The sequence below is a fragment of the Pseudomonas sp. p106 genome (assembly GCF_003936645.1).
GTDB lineage: Bacteria > Pseudomonadota > Gammaproteobacteria > Pseudomonadales > Pseudomonadaceae > Aquipseudomonas > Aquipseudomonas putida_E.
The window spans coordinates 200752-216971 of the sequence record NZ_RHQR01000008.1; the positions used below are offsets into that span (position 1 = coordinate 200752).

Here is a 16220-nt window from a genome sequence, read left to right on the forward strand (position 1 = left end):
ACCTGTTTTTGTGGTTTGCGTAGAATCTACGGGGTGTAAATTACGCAATCAATAGTTTTGCGTGAAAATAATTGCGCAATGCGTTATTTCAGCCCGGTTATTCGCAGGAGCGCCCGCGCCTACAGGTAGGCCGGCGAATCTGCTAGCCTGTGCCCCGCCACCCGATCCACCATGGAAGCGCTGAACATGTCTATTTCCACCCTCGACCCACTGGACTTCGAGATCGTCCGCGAACTGCAGGAGGACGGGCGACGCGCCTTCCGTGAGGTCGCGCGTAACCTGTCGGTGCCGGAGGCGACCATCCGCACCCGGGTCAAGCGCCTGCAGGACCAGGGCATCCTGCAGATCCTGGCGTTCACCAACCCCTCCAAGCTCGGCCACGCCAAGCTGGCGCTGCTGTTCGTCAATGTGGCGCCGCAGGACCACGACCGCGTCGCCGATACCCTCAGCCGCTGGACCGAAGTGAGCTACCTGTCCACCACCATGGGTACGGCGGATATCTGCGTGCAGGTGCTGTGCCGCGATGACGAGAGCCTGTGGAACCTGCAGCAGAAAGTGCGCAGCCTGCCGGGCATTCGCGATGTGCGGACCTTGCAGGAGGTGAAGGTGCACAAGATCCGCTTCACCTTGCCGCCGGCGGAGACGGAGGGCTGAAATAAGTGCTGCGCGGCCCAGCCGGGGCCGCGCAATAATTGGCTGAAGTTCCTGCGCAATGCGTGAACTGTTGCACCATCCCCGATCTGCCCCCGTGATCCCTCTGCTTGCCATCCCCGTCGAGACCGCCTTCCTAGAGCCGTTCTGCTGCGCCTGCACAGCTTTCGCGCAGTGCGCACTCATTTTGCACATTGCGTAAAAAATATCTTTTCATGTTGCGCAATGCGCATTGATATGAAATAAAAATATACACATGCGCAGAATCGTGACGTAACATCTGCTCATCGAGACCCATAACAAAAACAGAGGGCGATACGATGCAACAGGCCATTGCAGGCACTGCGCCAACGGCGCAGCTGGTCAAATCCATCCGCTGGTGGGACGGGGTAGCGATCACCCTGAGCTTGCCCGCAGCGTTGTTCGTCGGCCTGGGTTATTCGATCGGGGCCATCGGCGCCTGGGCGGCCATGGCCTTGTGGGCGCTGATTGCCGCCGTGGCGGTGCTGCACAACTGGCTGTATTCGGAAATGGGCGCGATGTTCGCCGACAAGTCCGGCGGCATCGCCCTGTACGCCAACGAAGCCTGGTCACGGCGCATGCCCTGCCTGGGCCCGCTGGCTACTTATGCCTACTGGTTCGCCTGGGCCACCGCGCCGGCGATCTGGGGGTTGGCGGTGGCGCAGATCCTCTCCGAGCAGTTCTGGCCCGAGGTCACCGCCCATTACGACCTGGGTCCGCTGCAGCTCGGCCTGCCGCAAGCCATCGCCCTGACTGTGGCGCTGTTCAGCTGGGCGCTGAGCATGGTCCAGCTGCGCTTTACCATGGTCATCCTCACCGTCGCCGGCGTGCTGCTGATGGTGCCGGTGCTGGTGTTCGGCACCAGCTTCATGACCAGCCCGGTTTGGAGCACGGCCAGCTTCACCTGGCACACCGGTGAAGGCCTGCACGGCCTGCGCACGGTGCTGGCCTGGCTGTTCATCATGGCCTGGTCGGCGTATGCGGTAGAGGCTGCGGCGTCGTTCATCCCTGAGTTCCGCGATACCGTAAGCGATACCCGCAAGGCACTGCGCATTGCAGCGCTGATCCTGCTGCTGGTGTTCACCCTGGCGCCACTGGGCCTGACCGGCCTGCTTGGCGAGCAACTCATGGCCGAGCGGCCCTATGGCTTTTTGCAGGCGGCCGCCGAGGTACTGCTGGGCGGTGGTGCAACGGTGGTCACCCTGGTGTTGATCGCCGGCATTCTGGTGCTCTCTGTGATGGGTACCGCCGATGCCGGCCGCGCCTTGTATCAAAGCGCCCGTGACGGTTTGACCGTGCGCCAGTTCGGCGAACTGAACCGCGCCGGCGTCCCGGCCCGGGCAGTCACTGTGCAACTGTTCATCAATGTCGCCCTGGTGCTGCTGGTCGGCAACCCGCTGGCGGTGATCGTCGCCGGCAATATCGGCTACATCCTTGCGCACTGCCTGGCGGTTGCCGGGTACGTGGTGCTGCGCCTCGACCGCCCGGCGCAGGCGCGGCCGATTCGCCTGGGGCGTGGCTGGGTGTGGGTGGCCATGGCCCTGGCAGCTTTCGACGGGCTGATCTTGCTGGTCGGCGTGACCAGCGCCTCGATCACCGGCTACGGCGGCCTCAAGGAAGTGCTGATCGCCGTCGCGGTGCTGGCCATCTCCCAGGCCCTTTACCGCCTGCGCCGGTTGCAAGACCGCAAGGCCGACGCGTGCGCGAGCCCGCGCTGACGCACTACCCCCGACTTCGCTGACAACCCCCGTAAGAGGAGTGCACCTGATGCGTGCAGATGACTCCGGCCGCCTGTGCTGGCCGAAAAAAAGCCCTGTGGCCGTTTCCCTGACCTTCGACGTTGACGCCGAGGCCGGTTTGCTGGGCGACAGCCCAAGCTTCGCCCGCCGCCTGACCAGCCTGTCGGAAGGGCGCTTCGGCGTAACCCGCGGCGTGCCGCGCATTCTCGAACTGCTGCGCCGGCACAAGATTGCCGCGACGTTTTTCGTGCCGGGCTACACGGCCGAGCAGCACCCGCACCTGGTCGAGCTGCTGCTCAGGGATGGCCACGAAATCGGCCACCACGGCCACATGCACCTGCGCAGCGACAAGGTCAGCGCCGAACAGCAGGCCGAGGAGATGGAACTGGGCCTGGCCGCACTGGCCAAGGCCGGTGCGCCGAAGCCCGCCGGTTATCGCTCGTCGTCCTGGGAGCTGACCCCGGAAACCTTCGAGCTGGTGCTGGCCAACGGCTTCACCTACGACTCCAGCTGCATGGGCGACGACCGCCCGTACTACGAGCACTTCAATGGCGCCTCGCTCCTCGAGCTGCCGGTGCACTGGTCGCTGGACGACTGGCCGATGTTCGGCTGGAGCATCGACAACGGCGGCAACTTCACCGCCCCCCGGGTGCTGTTCGACAGCTGGCTGGCCGAGTACGAATCGGCGCGCCGCGATGGCCGCCACACCAGCTTCACCATGCACCCCGAGGTGATCGGCCGGGCCGCGCGCTTCGAGCAGCTCGAACGCCTGGTCGAGCGCATGGCCAGCGATGGCGATGTGTGGTTTGCCCGTCTCGATCAGGTGGCTGCCCAGGTCTCCCCGCAACTGCAACAGGTACAACCATGAGCACGCTGTTCCGTTCCACCCAACTGCAACCGGCCGCGCGTGGCCGCGAGTTCGGCGAAGTGTTCGCCGCCAAGGTGCGCGCCACCGTAGCGGCCTATGAAGGCCTGTTCGCTCGGATTGCCCAGGCCCCGTTCGACCTGCAAGCCATGGGCACACGCTGCCTTGAACAGGTGGCCGCGTTCGCGCCGCCGCTGCATGTGGAAATGCTCGGCATCGCCGAAGGCGCCGGCATCGACCCGGCGCTGATCGGTGCGATCAATGCCCGCACCGAGGTGCTTGCCGTGCTGGGGGCGCAATTGCGCGGCGAGTGCTCGACGGTGGTCCAGGTCGACCCGTGGGGCGCGCCGGTCACCGCGCAGACCTGGGACTGGTACGCCGAGTTCGCCGAGCAGTGGCTGACCTGGGAGATCCCCCACGCCGATGGCCGCCTGACCACCACCGTTACCGAGTACGGCATCGTCGGCAAGCCCGGGGTCAACAACCGCGGCCTGGGTGTGCACTTCAATATCCTGCACCACGCCCATGATGGCGCAGGCATCGGCGTGCCGGTGCATGTGCTGTCGCGCTGGATCCTCGACAGCTGCAGCGACGTCAACCAGGCCCTGCAGCTGTGCCAGCGTGCAGCGGTCTCGGCCTCCAGCTCGCTGACCCTGGTCGCTGCCGCCGAGCGCGCCAGTTGCGCGGTGTCGGTAGAAATCCACCCGGGTGGGCCAGGCCTGGTGTTCCCCGGTGCCGACGGCTTGCTGGTGCACACCAACCACTTTCTCTCCAGCCCCGCGCGTGGCTTCGACACCGAGCCCGGCAGCTTCCCGGACACGCTGGTGCGTTACGACCAGTTGCTGCGCCGCCTCAGCAACCGCCCAGGGCTTGGCGCCAACGACCTGCTGCAGGCCCTGAACAGCCACCTCGGTACCACCGGCGCGCTGTGCTGCCACCCAGACCCGGCACTGCCGGCAGCGGGGCAGTACGCAACCCTGGCCAGCATCACCCTCGATGTGCTCAACGGCACCCTGCACGCATTGCCGGGTGGCCCGTGCCGCCACCTGTAAACCATTGCCACCAAGGAAACCACGCCATGCTCCAACTCAAACGCCTCGACAACATGGACATCCTCACCAACGACGTGCAGCGCCTGGTGGACTTCTACCACGGCACCCTCGGCCTTGGGTTCTTCCTGCCCTACGTCGCCGAAGAACGCTGGGCCGCCATCGAGATGGGCAACGTCACCCTGTACCTGTTCCACACCACCAACCCGGCACCGGTCGAGCGCCGCACGGCGGTGAACCTGGAAGACAAGCCGGGTTTCGACTCCTTCGCCTTCGAGGTGGAAAACCTCGATGAAACCATCGCCTACCTGGACGGCAAGGTCGAGTGGGTAACGCCGGCACCGATCGAATGGCAGCATCCCAACGGTACCCACTACCGCTACCGGCCGATGTTTGACCCGGACGGCAACATGTTCTACGTCACCGAACCCCACAAGACCGTCTGAGCCAGGAGCCGAACATGTCCATTACCCACAACAAACCTGCCCGCCTGGCCCCGGCGTCGGTACTGGCGCTAGCCCCCGAAGCGCGCTCGCTCAATGGCCGTGTGGCGCTGGTCACCGGTGCCGGCCGTGGCGCCGGTCGTGCCCATGCCCGGCTGTTGGCGCGCCGCGGCGCCGCTGTGGCGGTGGTCGATATCGATGAAGACGTGGCCCGTGCCACCGCCGCCGAGATTGCCGAGGAGGGTGGCCGCGCCATTGCCCTGGCCTGCGACATCACCGACCGGGCGTTGGCCGAACGCTGCGTGGCGCAGGTCGCCGAGCAGCTGGGTGGCCTCGACATCCTGGTGCACAACGCCGGGCTGATCTACTCCATGACCGGCCTGGAAGCCACCGACGATGGCAATTTCGACCGGCTGCTGGCGATCAACGTCAACGCCCCGCTGTACCTCACCCGTGCAGCCCTGGCACACCTGCGTCGCAGCCCGGCGCCGCGGGTGATCTTCATCAACTCGCAGTGGGGCCAGGTGCCCGACGGCCACTCCTACGGCTACATGGTCAGCAAGTCGGCGCAGCTGGGGCTGATGAAGACCCTGGCCAAGGAGTTCGTCGGCGAGGGCATCCTGGTCAACGCCATTACCCCCGGCGCGATCCTGACGCGCATGGTGCCCGAGGAGTACATCGAGGCCGAGCAGGCCGCCATCCCGCTTGGCCGCCTGGTACACCCCGAGGAAATCGCTGCGGTGGTGGCGTTCCTCGCCTCGGACGAAGCGGCGTTCATCACCGGCCAGGCCATCCCCGTCAACGGTGGGGCCCTGGTAGTCGGCATCTGACAACAAGAACAACCTGTGAGGACTATTCCATGACGACTCAAGCAACCCAGCGCCAACGCGCCGAACAGGCCATGCGCCGCCAGTGGTTCCCGGTGGCCCGCTCGACCGACCTCGGCACCCCGCAATCGGCCACGTTACTGGGCGAAAAACTGGTGGTGTGGCGCACTGCCTCCGGCCAGGCCGTGGTCCAGGAGGCGCGCTGCCCGCACCGCGGCGCCGACCTGTCGCTGGGCGAAGTGCACGGCGAGAGCCTTGGCTGCCCGTACCACGGTTGGCGCTTTGCAGCCGAGGGCGGCAAGTGCAGCCATGTGCCGTCGCTGGAGGACCAATGCAAGATCCCCCAGGCCGCCGCCGTGCGCACCTTCGCCTGCCAGGAGCGTTACGGGCATGTGTGGACGGCGCTGGAGGAGCCGCTGTTCGAGCTGTACGACCTGGCCGAGTGGCGTGAGCTGGACCTCGAATGGCTAGCGGCCGAACCGCTGGACTCGCCCACCGGCGTGGCGGTGGCAGTGGAGAACTTCGGCGATGTCGCGCACTTCTCGTACATCCACCGCGGCATGATGGGCCACGTCAACCCGGTGGTCGAACCGCTCAACGTGCGCCGCGAAGGCCTCGACATCTGGATGGACCGGCCGCTGCAGGCCTGTGAGGGCGAGTGGGCCAACGACGGCGATTGCATGATGAACTACCACATCGTCGCCCCGGGCCTGGTGGCCATCACCTACGACTACGAACGCCTGGGCAAGCGTGTGGTGGCCGGCTTCCCGTGCCCGGTTGCCTATGACCACGTGAAGATCTTCTGGGCCGTGGCCAACGACCGCAACTACACCGGCGGCGACCTGCAGGAATGCCTGCGCGTCGAGGAGCTGCTGTACCTTGAAGACCTGCCCGTGGCCGCGACCATCACCCCGGCGGAAATCGACTGGGACGCCAAGCAGGTCGAGCATTCAGTGCCTTCGGACCTGTACACCCTGAATTACCGCCGTGCCTTCCGCGAGTTCATCGAACGCGGCCAGCACGTGCCGGTGCGTCTGGTCGACGAACCGAGGGCGTTGCCGTGAGTGCCCTGGGCGAAACGCTGGCGGTGCAGGTAGCCGGGCTGCGGTTGGAAGCCCAGGGCGTGATCTCGCTGGAGCTGCGCGCCCTTGACGGTGCCGTGTTGCCGGCGTGGGCCCCGGGTGCGCACATCGACCTGCTGTTGCCCTCGGGGTTGGTGCGTCAGTACTCGTTGTGCGGCGACCCGCAGCAGCGTCGCAGCTTGCGCATCGCCGTGCTGCTGGAGGCCAATGGCCGGGGTGGTTCGCGTGAGGTGCATGGCGCCTTGCGCCTGGGCCAGCAACTGGCCATACGCGGGCCGCGCAATGCCTTTCCGATGCAGGAAGGTGAAGCCTATCTGTTCGTCGCTGGCGGCATCGGGGTTACACCTATTATGGCCATGGCGCAGGCCGCCGAGCGTGCGGGCGCCGATTGGCAGATGCTCTACGGCGGCCGTTCGCGCCACTCGATGGCCTTCATTGACGAGCTGCAGGCCATGGGCGCAGGGCGTGTCGAAGTTGTGCCGATGGACGAGGTCGGTCTGCTCGACCTGGACGCCGTGGTGGCCGCTGCACGGGCTGGGCGTCAGGTTTACAGCTGTGGGCCGGCAGCGCTGCTGGATGCCCTGACGGCGCGTTTTGCCGAGGCAGGGTTGCTGGAGCGCCTGCACCTGGAGCGCTTCGCCTCGATGCAGGCGCCGGTGGAGCAGGGCGGTGAAGCGTTGACGATCATTCTTGCCCGCAGCGGCACTCAACTGCAGGTGCCGCCCGGTTGCACGATCATGGCGGCGCTGCGGGCGGCGGGGCACCAAGTGGCGTCATCCTGCGAACAGGGTGTGTGCGGCATGTGCGAGACACGGGTGCTGGATGGCGTGCCGGATCATCGCGACATGCTGCTCAGTGAAAGCGAGCGGGCGCAGGGGAACGTGATGATGCTGTGCGTTTCTCGGGCTTTGACGCCGACCCTCACGCTCGACCTGTAGTCACTAACCTGTTCAGCCTTACAGAGTAGCGCCTGCCCAGTGCACTCCAGGGTAGGCGCTCTATGTGTATACCATCCAATTGTTCAACAACGAGACAAGTATTGCCAGGCAACGTAATACATCTGTCTGCTCCCCCGAGCAGTCGCTTCGACTGGCAGAGGCTTGTCGTGAGCGTCCGCTTAGGGTCGAAGGCGGTCATTCGCGACTGGCCGCTGTCGACCCATAGTGGACACTCGCCTTAATATTATTCGCGCCCAGGGGCCGGGAATTGAGTACCAGACGATCAGGTCAGAGCCGCAGCCAGCGCGCAAAGGATCTAGTTTCGATGCTTGACAGCAGCACTGCATGTGATGGGGAAGTTGACCGAATTGGCAATAAAACACTCATGGTGAGCATCGTCATGGAGACGTTTTGCCAGATCCAGATCCGATTCGTTGCTGATGATGACCTGAGGCCTTAACTCTGCGCTCTTGAAATGGCCTTTGCGCTGGCCATCAGCTTCAACCATCCGGCCCATCGGGTGGTCGACGTATTCCAGTACGTTCACCTTGTTGACTGCGCACAGATGAAGATACCAAAGCTTGTGACAGGCCGAGATAGAGGCCAGCAACATGTCTTCCGGGTTCCAGCGTTCGGGATTTCCGCGAAAGGCAGGGTCGGCGGAGCCCAGGATAGGTGTTTTGCCTGGAGCTTCCACATTGAAGTCTCTTTGGTAAGCCGTGTAGCTGGCAGTACCATCACCCGTGTTGCCTATCCAATTTACGGTGACAGCGTAACTGTGTTCTTTCATGCTCACTCCTGTGACGAAAGATGGCCAGAAAAACTCCGCGCCGCTTGGGCACAGTTATTGTGCACTCCCTGGATGGTTTTCCACTAGCCCTGCATTTTCAGCGGTGCATGAGAAAGTCGTGCACAAGCAACGAACCGGGAAGAGGACAGCTGTCAATGTCTGTTATGGGTCGATAGCGACCGTCCACCGTATCGAGTTCACCCTTGTTCTCCTCTAATACGGAGGACAACCCATGAAAACCGCTGCTACCTACGCCCATCGTCCATGGAACAAGGGAAAGCTAGTCGGGCAGAAAGCCCCGCTCCGACTCAGAGATATCTGGGCCATCCGGGTAAGGCTCCAGATCGCAAAGAAATCTAGGGATCTGGCGTTGTTCAACTTGGCCATCGACAGCAAGCTGCGAGCCTGCGACTTAACCAAGCTTCGTGTACGGGACGTAGCCCATGGAGAGCATGTGTCGTCACGAGCGATCGTGATGCAGCAGAAAACTCAACATCCGGTGCAATTTGAGATCACTGAGCAAACCCGTATGGCTTTGGAAGCCTGGATGCATCAGGCTCACCTCCGTAGCGAGGACTGTCTGTTTCCGAGCCGGCTACACGGTTCAGATCATCTCTCCACCAGGCAATACGCTCGAATAGTGAAAGCCTGGGTAACAGCCATTGGCCTTGACCCAGCCATGTACGGCACCCACACGCTGCGGCGAACGAAGGCCTCCTTGATCTATCGCAGAACGAAGAATCTAAGGGCAGTCCAACTCCTACTTGGTCACACCAAGCTTGAAAGCACCGTCAGATATCTGGGGATTGAGGTCGACGATGCCTTGGAGATGGCAGAGCAGACGCAGGTCTGACCATCCAAAGCGAACATTGGTCAACAAGTTAACGGAAGGCGGCCTCAGGTCCAAGTGCAACAGTCAGTTGATAATGTTGAGCCGATTGGTTGCCAGCAGTTGCAGATGATCCGTCAACACTTCAACAGGGAATTTCCAGCCCAATGTCTGACGAGGTCGGGTGTTGAGCAAGTCGGCAATCTCGTCCAGCCGCTCCTGGCTAACCAGCGACAAATCGGTGCCCTTGGGTAAGTACTGCCGGAGCAGGCCGTTCGTGTTCTCGTTGCTGCCTCTTTGCCAAGGGCTGTGCGGGCCAGCGAAGTAGATCTTCATTCCCGTACGAGCTGTCAGCTCTTGATGCTTGGCCATCTCGCTGCCTTGGTCATGGGTCATGGTTTTCAGCAGCGCCGGTGCCATCCGCGAAAGTTCTCGCGTCATCCCCTCTAGCGCGGCGTCTGCGGTGGGCGCATCCAACTTGGCCAGGATCACGAAACGGCTCGTGCGCTCGACCATCGTCGCTACTGCCGAGCGATTGTTCGCGCCCATGATCAGGTCGCTTTCCCAATGACCTGGCACTTGTCGACCTTCGACCTCTTCAGGCCGGTAGCGAATATTCTGTTCAGCTGGATAGCGCTCGCGCCGAGCTGGCGCAGTGCTGCGAGTACGCCGCTTGCTGCCGCCCTGGCGCAGGTAACCAATGAGTTGACGCTTAAGCTCGCCGCGTGGGTATGCATAGATTGTCAGGTAGATCGTTTCGTGACTCACATGCCGCTCAGGATTATCAGGCCAGTAGTCCTTGAGTCTGGCGGCAATTTGCTGAGGAGACCAGCCCTTGGCCAACATGCTGTGTACGACCTGGAACAGTTCAGAACCAGGGGCAAGAAGCTTGCTGCGCCTCGGGACGTGTCTGAGGGCACGGGCTCGAGCACCGGCAGTGCTGGCGTCATAGTGCCCAGGCTGCGACTGGCGCCGCACCTCTCGACTCAGCGTGCTGGGTTGGCGTCCAAGAACTTGGGCGATGGCTCGCAGCGAGGCGCCTTGCATACGCATGATCATTAGCGTTACGCGCTCTTCGATGGTCAAGTGGGTGTAGTGAGTAGTCATGCAGCACCTTACCTCGGGTGTTGCACTTGGTCACTGAGACCGCCGAATGCATCAGATGATCGAGAGGCTTGTAAGAACGGCGAACGCTCCTGAGATAGCAATACCCTGGTCTATCAAACCTCGCATGGACGGGCTTGATCTAAAGTCCATAGCCTTGCGAATCCTGTTGAACTATGTGGGAAAGCCATACAGCTTGCTCGGGTTCAACGACAGTATCTGATTCCGAATTGATTCAGACGGTATCCATTCAAGAAGTAAGTCCGCCAGGAGTGCATCGTCTGGCTTAGACCCTTTTTCAGTGACGTGCGGCCAATCAGATCCCCACACGAAACGATCAGGGCGTTTTGCAACAAGAAGCCCTGCCAGCTGTCCATAATCCTCGTACGAAGGGGCTCCGACAGCAGAGCTGATGTAGGCGCCCGATAGCTTGATCCACACCTTGTCCGTATCCAGCAAACGCTGCAATACCTTGAACGGTTCAGAGCCAAAGCCGCCAGGTTGCTCTACTTCGCCTAAGTGATCGATAACCACAGTACCGGGGAGCTTGCGCAATCGCGCTTCTAAGCCGGGCAACGCCTTCCCTGGGGATACAAACTGAACATGCCACCCCAGTTCATTCACTCGAGCAGCTAAGGGCTCAAGATATTCGATGCCAGCTCCACCAAAGCTCAAATTGATGCGAACGCCGCGTACCCCGGCGGCATGCATCTTTTGTAGATCGTAGTCGCTGATAGTCGGCTCGATTACAGCGACCCCGCGAGCGTTGCCGTTACTGGCTTCCAGGCCGTCCATCAGCACCTGATTGTTAAAGCCGTAGGTGGAGGGCGTAACTATTACCATCCGATGAACCCCCAGACGCTCCTGAAGCTGCTGGTAGTCAGCAAGGGTAGCATTCGGTGGTCGAAGCTTGGCATTTGGTACGGGAGGGACGCGGTCGTCGAACAGGTGCATGTGACAGTCGACGCTACCGGAGGGGAATTTTAGTCTGGGCGGTTGCTCGCCTGTAGACCAGGGAACAGCGGCCAAACTTTGTCCTGCGGCTGCGAATCCTAAAAGGGAGGCCGAAGCCGCTACGAAATGCCGTCGCGTGAGGCTCATGAGTCATCCAGTGAAAGTTGAGGCCGTGCCTTACGTCAGTCCCCGCACTGACAATGACCGTCCATGCGGGGGCCCAAAGTTACTTACACAGCCTCGGGCTGCTCCAGCCGCCCTAGAACTTCTGAGCGCCGCGATAGGAACCGGTCCCAGACTTCAGGATTTAGCAGATGGGGAGGTCGAGTGCCTTCGAGCATGGAAATCAGCTGCTCTGCGGAAGAACGCGCTACATTGCGACGTCCGCCATGACTCACTCCTGCGGTATGGAAGGTCGCAACGACATTGCTGAGGCTCAGAAGCGGGACCTCATGGCGTGGTGGTTCGACTTCCCAAACGTCCAGGCCAGCACCTCGCAGGTGCCCGGTTTTAAGCGCTTCATACAAGGCGGCTTCATCATGAATCCCACCCCGAGCGGTGGAGATGAACACCGAACCCTGCTTCATCATTGCAAATGCATCAGCGCCGATCATATGCCTGGTTTGAGAGTTGAGTGGGCAGTGCAGCGAGACGAAGTCACTGCGCTGCAAAAGAGCCTCCAGGCTAACCGGCTCTGCCCCACGTGACCGGATCTCATCCGGAGTCAGATGGGGATCGTAGGCCAAAACCTCCAATCCGAAACCCTTGGCGACGTTAGCCGTACGGGTGCCAATTTCACCGATACCGATGATGCCGAACGTGGATCCGTGAATTTCATCCCCCATCAGATCTTCGCGTGTGAAGCCGGTTTCGGTTCTGAGCTTTCTATCGGACTCAACCACTCGTTTGACCACAGCTAGTAGCAGGGCGAATGTGTGCTCTGCCACCGAATGGGCATTCGCACCAGCCTGATTCACGACGGGGATGCCTGCAGCAGTGCAAGCAGCTACATCTACTGTGTCGTAGCCGGCCCCGCCCGCCGACACACAGAGCAGGTTGGGGCAAGACTTGATCAACGCTTCTGTCACCCACCAGCGCTTGGGTAGATCATCTTTAGCTGCGCAAACGTGGTACCCATGGCTTTGCGCTAACGCATCAGCCGTGTCCGAGTCCTCAGGATCTCGGGATGCAATCTGAAGATCGACGTTGGCATTGCGTGCCAGCGTTTCGTCAAAGATAGGGTTGATCCAGAGATCCAGGCGGCACACCTGTGCCTTGAAGGCGGCAGTCATTTAAAAATCCTCTGTGGTAAAGCAAACCAGTAACAGTCGCTCGCTCGGCAGTAGGCCCAAACCAATCAGGTATTGGACGGTTTCAGCTCGGCTTGATGGTGAGTAGTGGCATCTGCGTCCAAAGTGCTAACAGCAGCAGCGGGAACGGGCTCTTTGATAGTGAGCAGGATTAGGAAGCTGACGAACGATGCGATCGCCATGCAAAGAAACACTTGGGACCAGCCGTAGCTGTCGAGAAGCAATCCCACAAGGAATGGCGCTGCTGCCCCGCCAAGCTGCCCACCTGTGTTAACGATCGAGCTCGCCACAGGAAATACCTTCTTTGAGGCCAAACCCATGGGGTAAACCATGTAGGACGAGTAGCCGATGCTGATGAGCGTGCCCGTGAGGAACATCAGCCCTGCGTACAGAAGCGGATCGTTGGGCGAATTAATCAGGGCGTACATCATCCCGGCCGTAGCCAGAGCAGAGAGCATCATGCCTGGCTTCCGACGCTTGCCCAGAAGGCGGTCGGAAAGGATGCCGCCCAGCAGATTCCCGAAAATTGCGCCTACCCAAGGCGCTGCGGCCACAAACCCCATGTTCATGATCGAGAAGTTTTTGACGCTCACAAGATAGGTCGGGATCCACGACAGAAGGATCATGGAGATGCCGACCTGGAAGCTGTATCCAAGTGAGCACCCGATGACGTTCCAAGAGCGGAAAAGACCCTTGCTGGTAGAAATGGGTTCTACCGGCGTGACACGGATAAATTTGTCGAGCTTTTTGAAGTCCCGGCGTGCAGCTTTGTCTTGCTGGGTAATAACGTTGTTAGCTTCATCGGTGATGTATTCGAGCTCCTTGGAGTTTACGAATTTGCTCTCCGACGGCTGATTGGTAACCAGGAAATACCACATGATCGCCAAGATGATCCCTGGAATGGCGAAGAAGTAAAAAATTTCGCGCCAACCCCACATCGCGACGATAGCCACGCAGAGCGGTGGGACCAAGACTGGGCCGAATTTGACTGCGGCAAGGAAAATGCCAGTCGCCGTGCCCTTTTCCTTGGCCGGGAACCAGTTGTTGATCGTCGAGGCGATGCCAATCGGCAGAGGACCCTCGGCAATGCCGAGCAAGAACCGACAAATTTTAAGCCCCACAACCGAACTGACGGTGCCCATCAAGGCCGTGAAGACGGAGGTGGCGATCATTGAGAAGGAAAAAATCTTCCTTACGCCATAGCGGCTTGAAGCGAAGCCGGAGGGAATCTGCGCCAATGCGTATGCCAACAGGAATACGCTGAGCAGCGCTCCTGCTTCGGCGTTGGTCATTGGATATTCCTCCCGGATAAACGGGAGTGCCACGCCGAGGTTTGCTCTGTCAGCCGACGCGACTGTATAGACCAAGAAGAACAATCCGGCGACGACCCACCGGAACCGAGATGGTTTTTGGGCGTTGTTGATACCGTTACTCATGCTTTCACCTGCTCTTATTATTAACGGTTGCGGGTTATCAGCAGGTCGCTCTGGGTTTGTTTACGGCAACAGCATGCCGTCGGACCTAAGCCCGTGCATTTAGCGACCTTACCTTGATTGTTGGAATGCCTGTGCGCTTTAGGACGCAAGGCCTTGAAGCGCTACGTCGGCGGATCGAGAAGATGCAGATGCAGAGGATGGCGGTCGGGACGTCGACGATGACTGAGCCTCGGCACGGCGATAGCAGGCCATGACAGGATCGAAAGAGGGCGAACCATTCGGGAGGTCCGCGAACTGCTAAACAGGCGCGCAGATTCAGGCAGTTGCGCGTCAGCCGTTTTGGGTGTGATGGGGCTCATGGCTCCTCCGAAATTGTTCTTATGGAGCCGACTATAAACCAGATTGTACTGTGATTGTATTTTTTTTACGGAGGCGTGGGGTTTCCCGATCGGTGGGCCATGAAGCGCCGGTAGGCCATCCGGATATGCGTCGTCATAGCCTGCTTCGCAAGCTCCCCGTCTCCGATTTCGATCGCATAGGTGATGTCCATGTGCTGCTGCAGGCTTCGGGCGAAGTCCGCTTCAGCGTAGAGAAAAAAGGACCGCGTAATCACAGGCATGTCGATAAGGGTCTGGAGCATGGAGCGTAATCGTTGGGAGCGAGCGGTCTCCAACAACTGATGATGAAACTCCCTGTTTGCCGCCTGGACATCAAGCTGGACGTTCTCGTCACCCCGCTTGATAGCGGATGCCATCGCGTCATTTATTCGATGGAGAGCTTGTACGTCCTGCTCTGTAGCCCTCATGGCAGCTAGCATGGCGGCGTGTGGTTCCAGCAGCTCCCGCAAGCTGAACATCTCTTCGACGTCCCACTTCGTCCATCCCGCCACGAATACACCCCGGTTGGCCTCCACTACCGCCAACCCGTCATCGACCAGCCTCTTGAGGGACGCACGGACAGGCGTGCGGCTCAGCTCGAACTCTCTACTGAGAGGCTCTTCCTTCAGCTGAGTCCCAGGCTCGTACTGACCGGCAATGATGCGATTACGCAAAGTCTCGTAGATTTGCTCACTAGCCATATCTGCCGCTCTCTCTCCTGTCTGTCTGGACTACCACAGGCACCAGGAAATCCCTGCCCGATGCTCCGGCGTAGCGCTCATTATCGCCACGGGCCCTACCGTTTGTACCAAAATTGTTTGCATAAACCCTGATTGTACTTTTATTGTATTTGCAGACACCTTCTGTGTCCGCTCAAGCAACGGCGAAGCGTGATCAGTGATCAGCGAGCAGTCCTTAAGGCTTGAGCCCGATCCAACCAGACGGATACAGCCATGCCCATCCCACAAGAACAAATCGAAGTCCTCAAGAAGCTCGGCTCAGCCACTATTCATGAAGCCCAAGGTCAGACCGGTGCGCTTGATAGCTGCTTCAAACCGATTGATCCGACTGTGAGGCTATGCGGCCCGGCCCTGACGGTTGACTGCCGCCCTGACGACAACCTCGCGATTCACTTCGCTTTGACCAAGGCTAAACCAGGGGATGTGCTCGTCGTGGATGCCAAGGGCTTCATGGAAGCCGGCCCGTGGGGTGATCTGCTTACCCTCGCCGCACAAAAACTCGGCATCGTAGGACTGGTAATGAACGGCGCGGTGCGAGATGCGGACGCCATCATCGAAATGGGTTTCCCTACCTTTGCTCGTGGGTTGAGCATCAAGGGGACGAACAAATGCCAGCCTGGAAAAGTGAACGTGCCCATCGTCATCGGCAACGTGCATATCCAGCCTGGCGATATCATCGTCGGAGACCGAGACGGCCTCGTAGTCGTAAAGAAAGACCGCGTAGAGGAAGTCATTAGTCTGAGCAGGGCTCGCGAGGACAAGGAGGACGGCATTCGCCATGGCATCGAGGCCGGCATCAGTACCGTTCAACTACTGGGGCTCGAAGCTACGCTCGAACGCCTTGGAATGAAGTAACTGTCAATGCGCTTGGGGGTCAACCACGACTTGATCCCATCAAGGGTCCCCAGGCGCACCTACTCATGACTTATTCTGCCCGAAAACTACCAACCACCGGTCGTGTGGCCATGTCTCAATCGGTTGAATGAACGTCCGCCATGGTCAGGCAGTTCAGCCCTTAGTGCATCATGCCCAGCTCGGCATCATCCATCAGTGCTTTGGCCAACG

General features: G+C 60.5%; 16 protein-coding genes. 10 read left to right on the plus strand and 6 right to left on the minus strand.

Features of this window, described 5'->3' with window-relative positions; all coding sequences use genetic code 11:
• Positions 1-186: 186 nt before the first annotated feature.
• The 8 genes from EGJ09_RS13065 to EGJ09_RS13095 all read left to right on the plus strand — a co-directional run bounded on the left by EGJ09_RS13065 (position 187) and on the right by EGJ09_RS13095 (position 7615).
• Entirely contained in the window at positions 187-654 is a 468-nt protein-coding gene (locus EGJ09_RS13065; protein ID WP_125924058.1) for an Lrp/AsnC family transcriptional regulator, read from the plus strand.
• 317 nt (positions 655-971) lie between these two features.
• Complete coding sequence (locus EGJ09_RS13070; protein WP_125924060.1) at positions 972-2390, plus strand: APC family permease; 1419 nt, start codon at positions 972-974, stop codon at positions 2388-2390.
• A 49-nt stretch (positions 2391-2439) separates the two neighbouring features.
• Positions 2440-3279, plus strand: a complete 840-nt coding sequence (locus EGJ09_RS13075; RefSeq protein WP_125924062.1) for a polysaccharide deacetylase — start codon at positions 2440-2442, stop codon at positions 3277-3279.
• Positions 3276-4328, plus strand: coding sequence for a C45 family peptidase (locus EGJ09_RS13080; protein WP_196996569.1), 1053 nt, complete (start codon positions 3276-3278; stop codon positions 4326-4328). Before EGJ09_RS13075 ends, EGJ09_RS13080 begins: the two co-directional genes overlap by 4 nt.
• A gap of 26 nt (positions 4329-4354) precedes the next feature.
• A complete protein-coding gene (locus tag EGJ09_RS26630; protein WP_196996568.1) occupies positions 4355-4771 on the plus strand; it encodes a VOC family protein in 417 nt (138 codons plus the stop codon).
• A gap of 14 nt (positions 4772-4785) precedes the next feature.
• Entirely contained in the window at positions 4786-5598 is an 813-nt protein-coding gene (locus EGJ09_RS13085; protein WP_125924064.1) for an SDR family NAD(P)-dependent oxidoreductase, read from the plus strand.
• 29 nt (positions 5599-5627) lie between these two features.
• Positions 5628-6659, plus strand: coding sequence for a Rieske 2Fe-2S domain-containing protein (locus tag EGJ09_RS13090; RefSeq protein ID WP_125924066.1), 1032 nt, complete (start codon positions 5628-5630; stop codon positions 6657-6659).
• Positions 6656-7615, plus strand: a complete 960-nt coding sequence (locus tag EGJ09_RS13095; protein ID WP_196996567.1) for a PDR/VanB family oxidoreductase — start codon at positions 6656-6658, stop codon at positions 7613-7615. Before EGJ09_RS13090 ends, EGJ09_RS13095 begins: the two co-directional genes overlap by 4 nt.
• A gap of 316 nt (positions 7616-7931) precedes the next feature.
• Here EGJ09_RS13095 and EGJ09_RS13100 read toward each other — a convergent pair whose 3' ends face one another.
• Positions 7932-8405, minus strand: coding sequence for an OsmC family protein (locus EGJ09_RS13100; protein WP_115274442.1), 474 nt, complete (start codon positions 8403-8405; stop codon positions 7932-7934).
• A 232-nt stretch (positions 8406-8637) separates the two neighbouring features.
• Between EGJ09_RS13100 and EGJ09_RS13105 the strand changes: the two genes are divergently transcribed.
• On the plus strand, positions 8638-9258 hold the full coding sequence (locus EGJ09_RS13105) for a tyrosine-type recombinase/integrase (protein WP_125924068.1): 621 nt from the start codon (positions 8638-8640) through the stop codon (positions 9256-9258).
• A gap of 63 nt (positions 9259-9321) precedes the next feature.
• On the opposite strand, the gene EGJ09_RS13110 is transcribed toward EGJ09_RS13105, so the two are convergent.
• The 5 genes from EGJ09_RS13110 to EGJ09_RS13130 form a co-directional block, all read right to left on the minus strand.
• Entirely contained in the window at positions 9322-10341 is a 1020-nt protein-coding gene (locus tag EGJ09_RS13110) for an IS30 family transposase (RefSeq protein WP_125924069.1), read from the minus strand.
• Between the two features lie 171 nt (positions 10342-10512).
• Complete coding sequence (locus tag EGJ09_RS13115) at positions 10513-11292, minus strand: amidohydrolase family protein (RefSeq protein ID WP_256658433.1); 780 nt, start codon at positions 11290-11292, stop codon at positions 10513-10515.
• Positions 11293-11522: 230 nt separating this feature from the next.
• Positions 11523-12584, minus strand: a complete 1062-nt coding sequence (locus tag EGJ09_RS13120) for a hydroxyacid dehydrogenase (protein WP_125924073.1) — start codon at positions 12582-12584, stop codon at positions 11523-11525.
• Positions 12585-12649: 65 nt separating this feature from the next.
• Positions 12650-14038, minus strand: coding sequence for an MFS transporter (locus EGJ09_RS13125; RefSeq protein ID WP_115274445.1), 1389 nt, complete (start codon positions 14036-14038; stop codon positions 12650-12652).
• Between the two features lie 424 nt (positions 14039-14462).
• On the minus strand, positions 14463-15116 hold the full coding sequence (locus tag EGJ09_RS13130; protein WP_125924075.1) for a GntR family transcriptional regulator: 654 nt from the start codon (positions 15114-15116) through the stop codon (positions 14463-14465).
• A gap of 252 nt (positions 15117-15368) precedes the next feature.
• Here EGJ09_RS13130 and EGJ09_RS13135 point away from each other — a divergent pair, with 252 nt between their 5' ends.
• The gene (locus EGJ09_RS13135; protein ID WP_115274447.1) at positions 15369-16010 is read left to right on the plus strand and encodes a 4-carboxy-4-hydroxy-2-oxoadipate aldolase/oxaloacetate decarboxylase; all 642 of its coding nucleotides are present in this window, start codon (positions 15369-15371) and stop codon (positions 16008-16010) included.
• Positions 16011-16220: the final 210 nt, after the last annotated feature.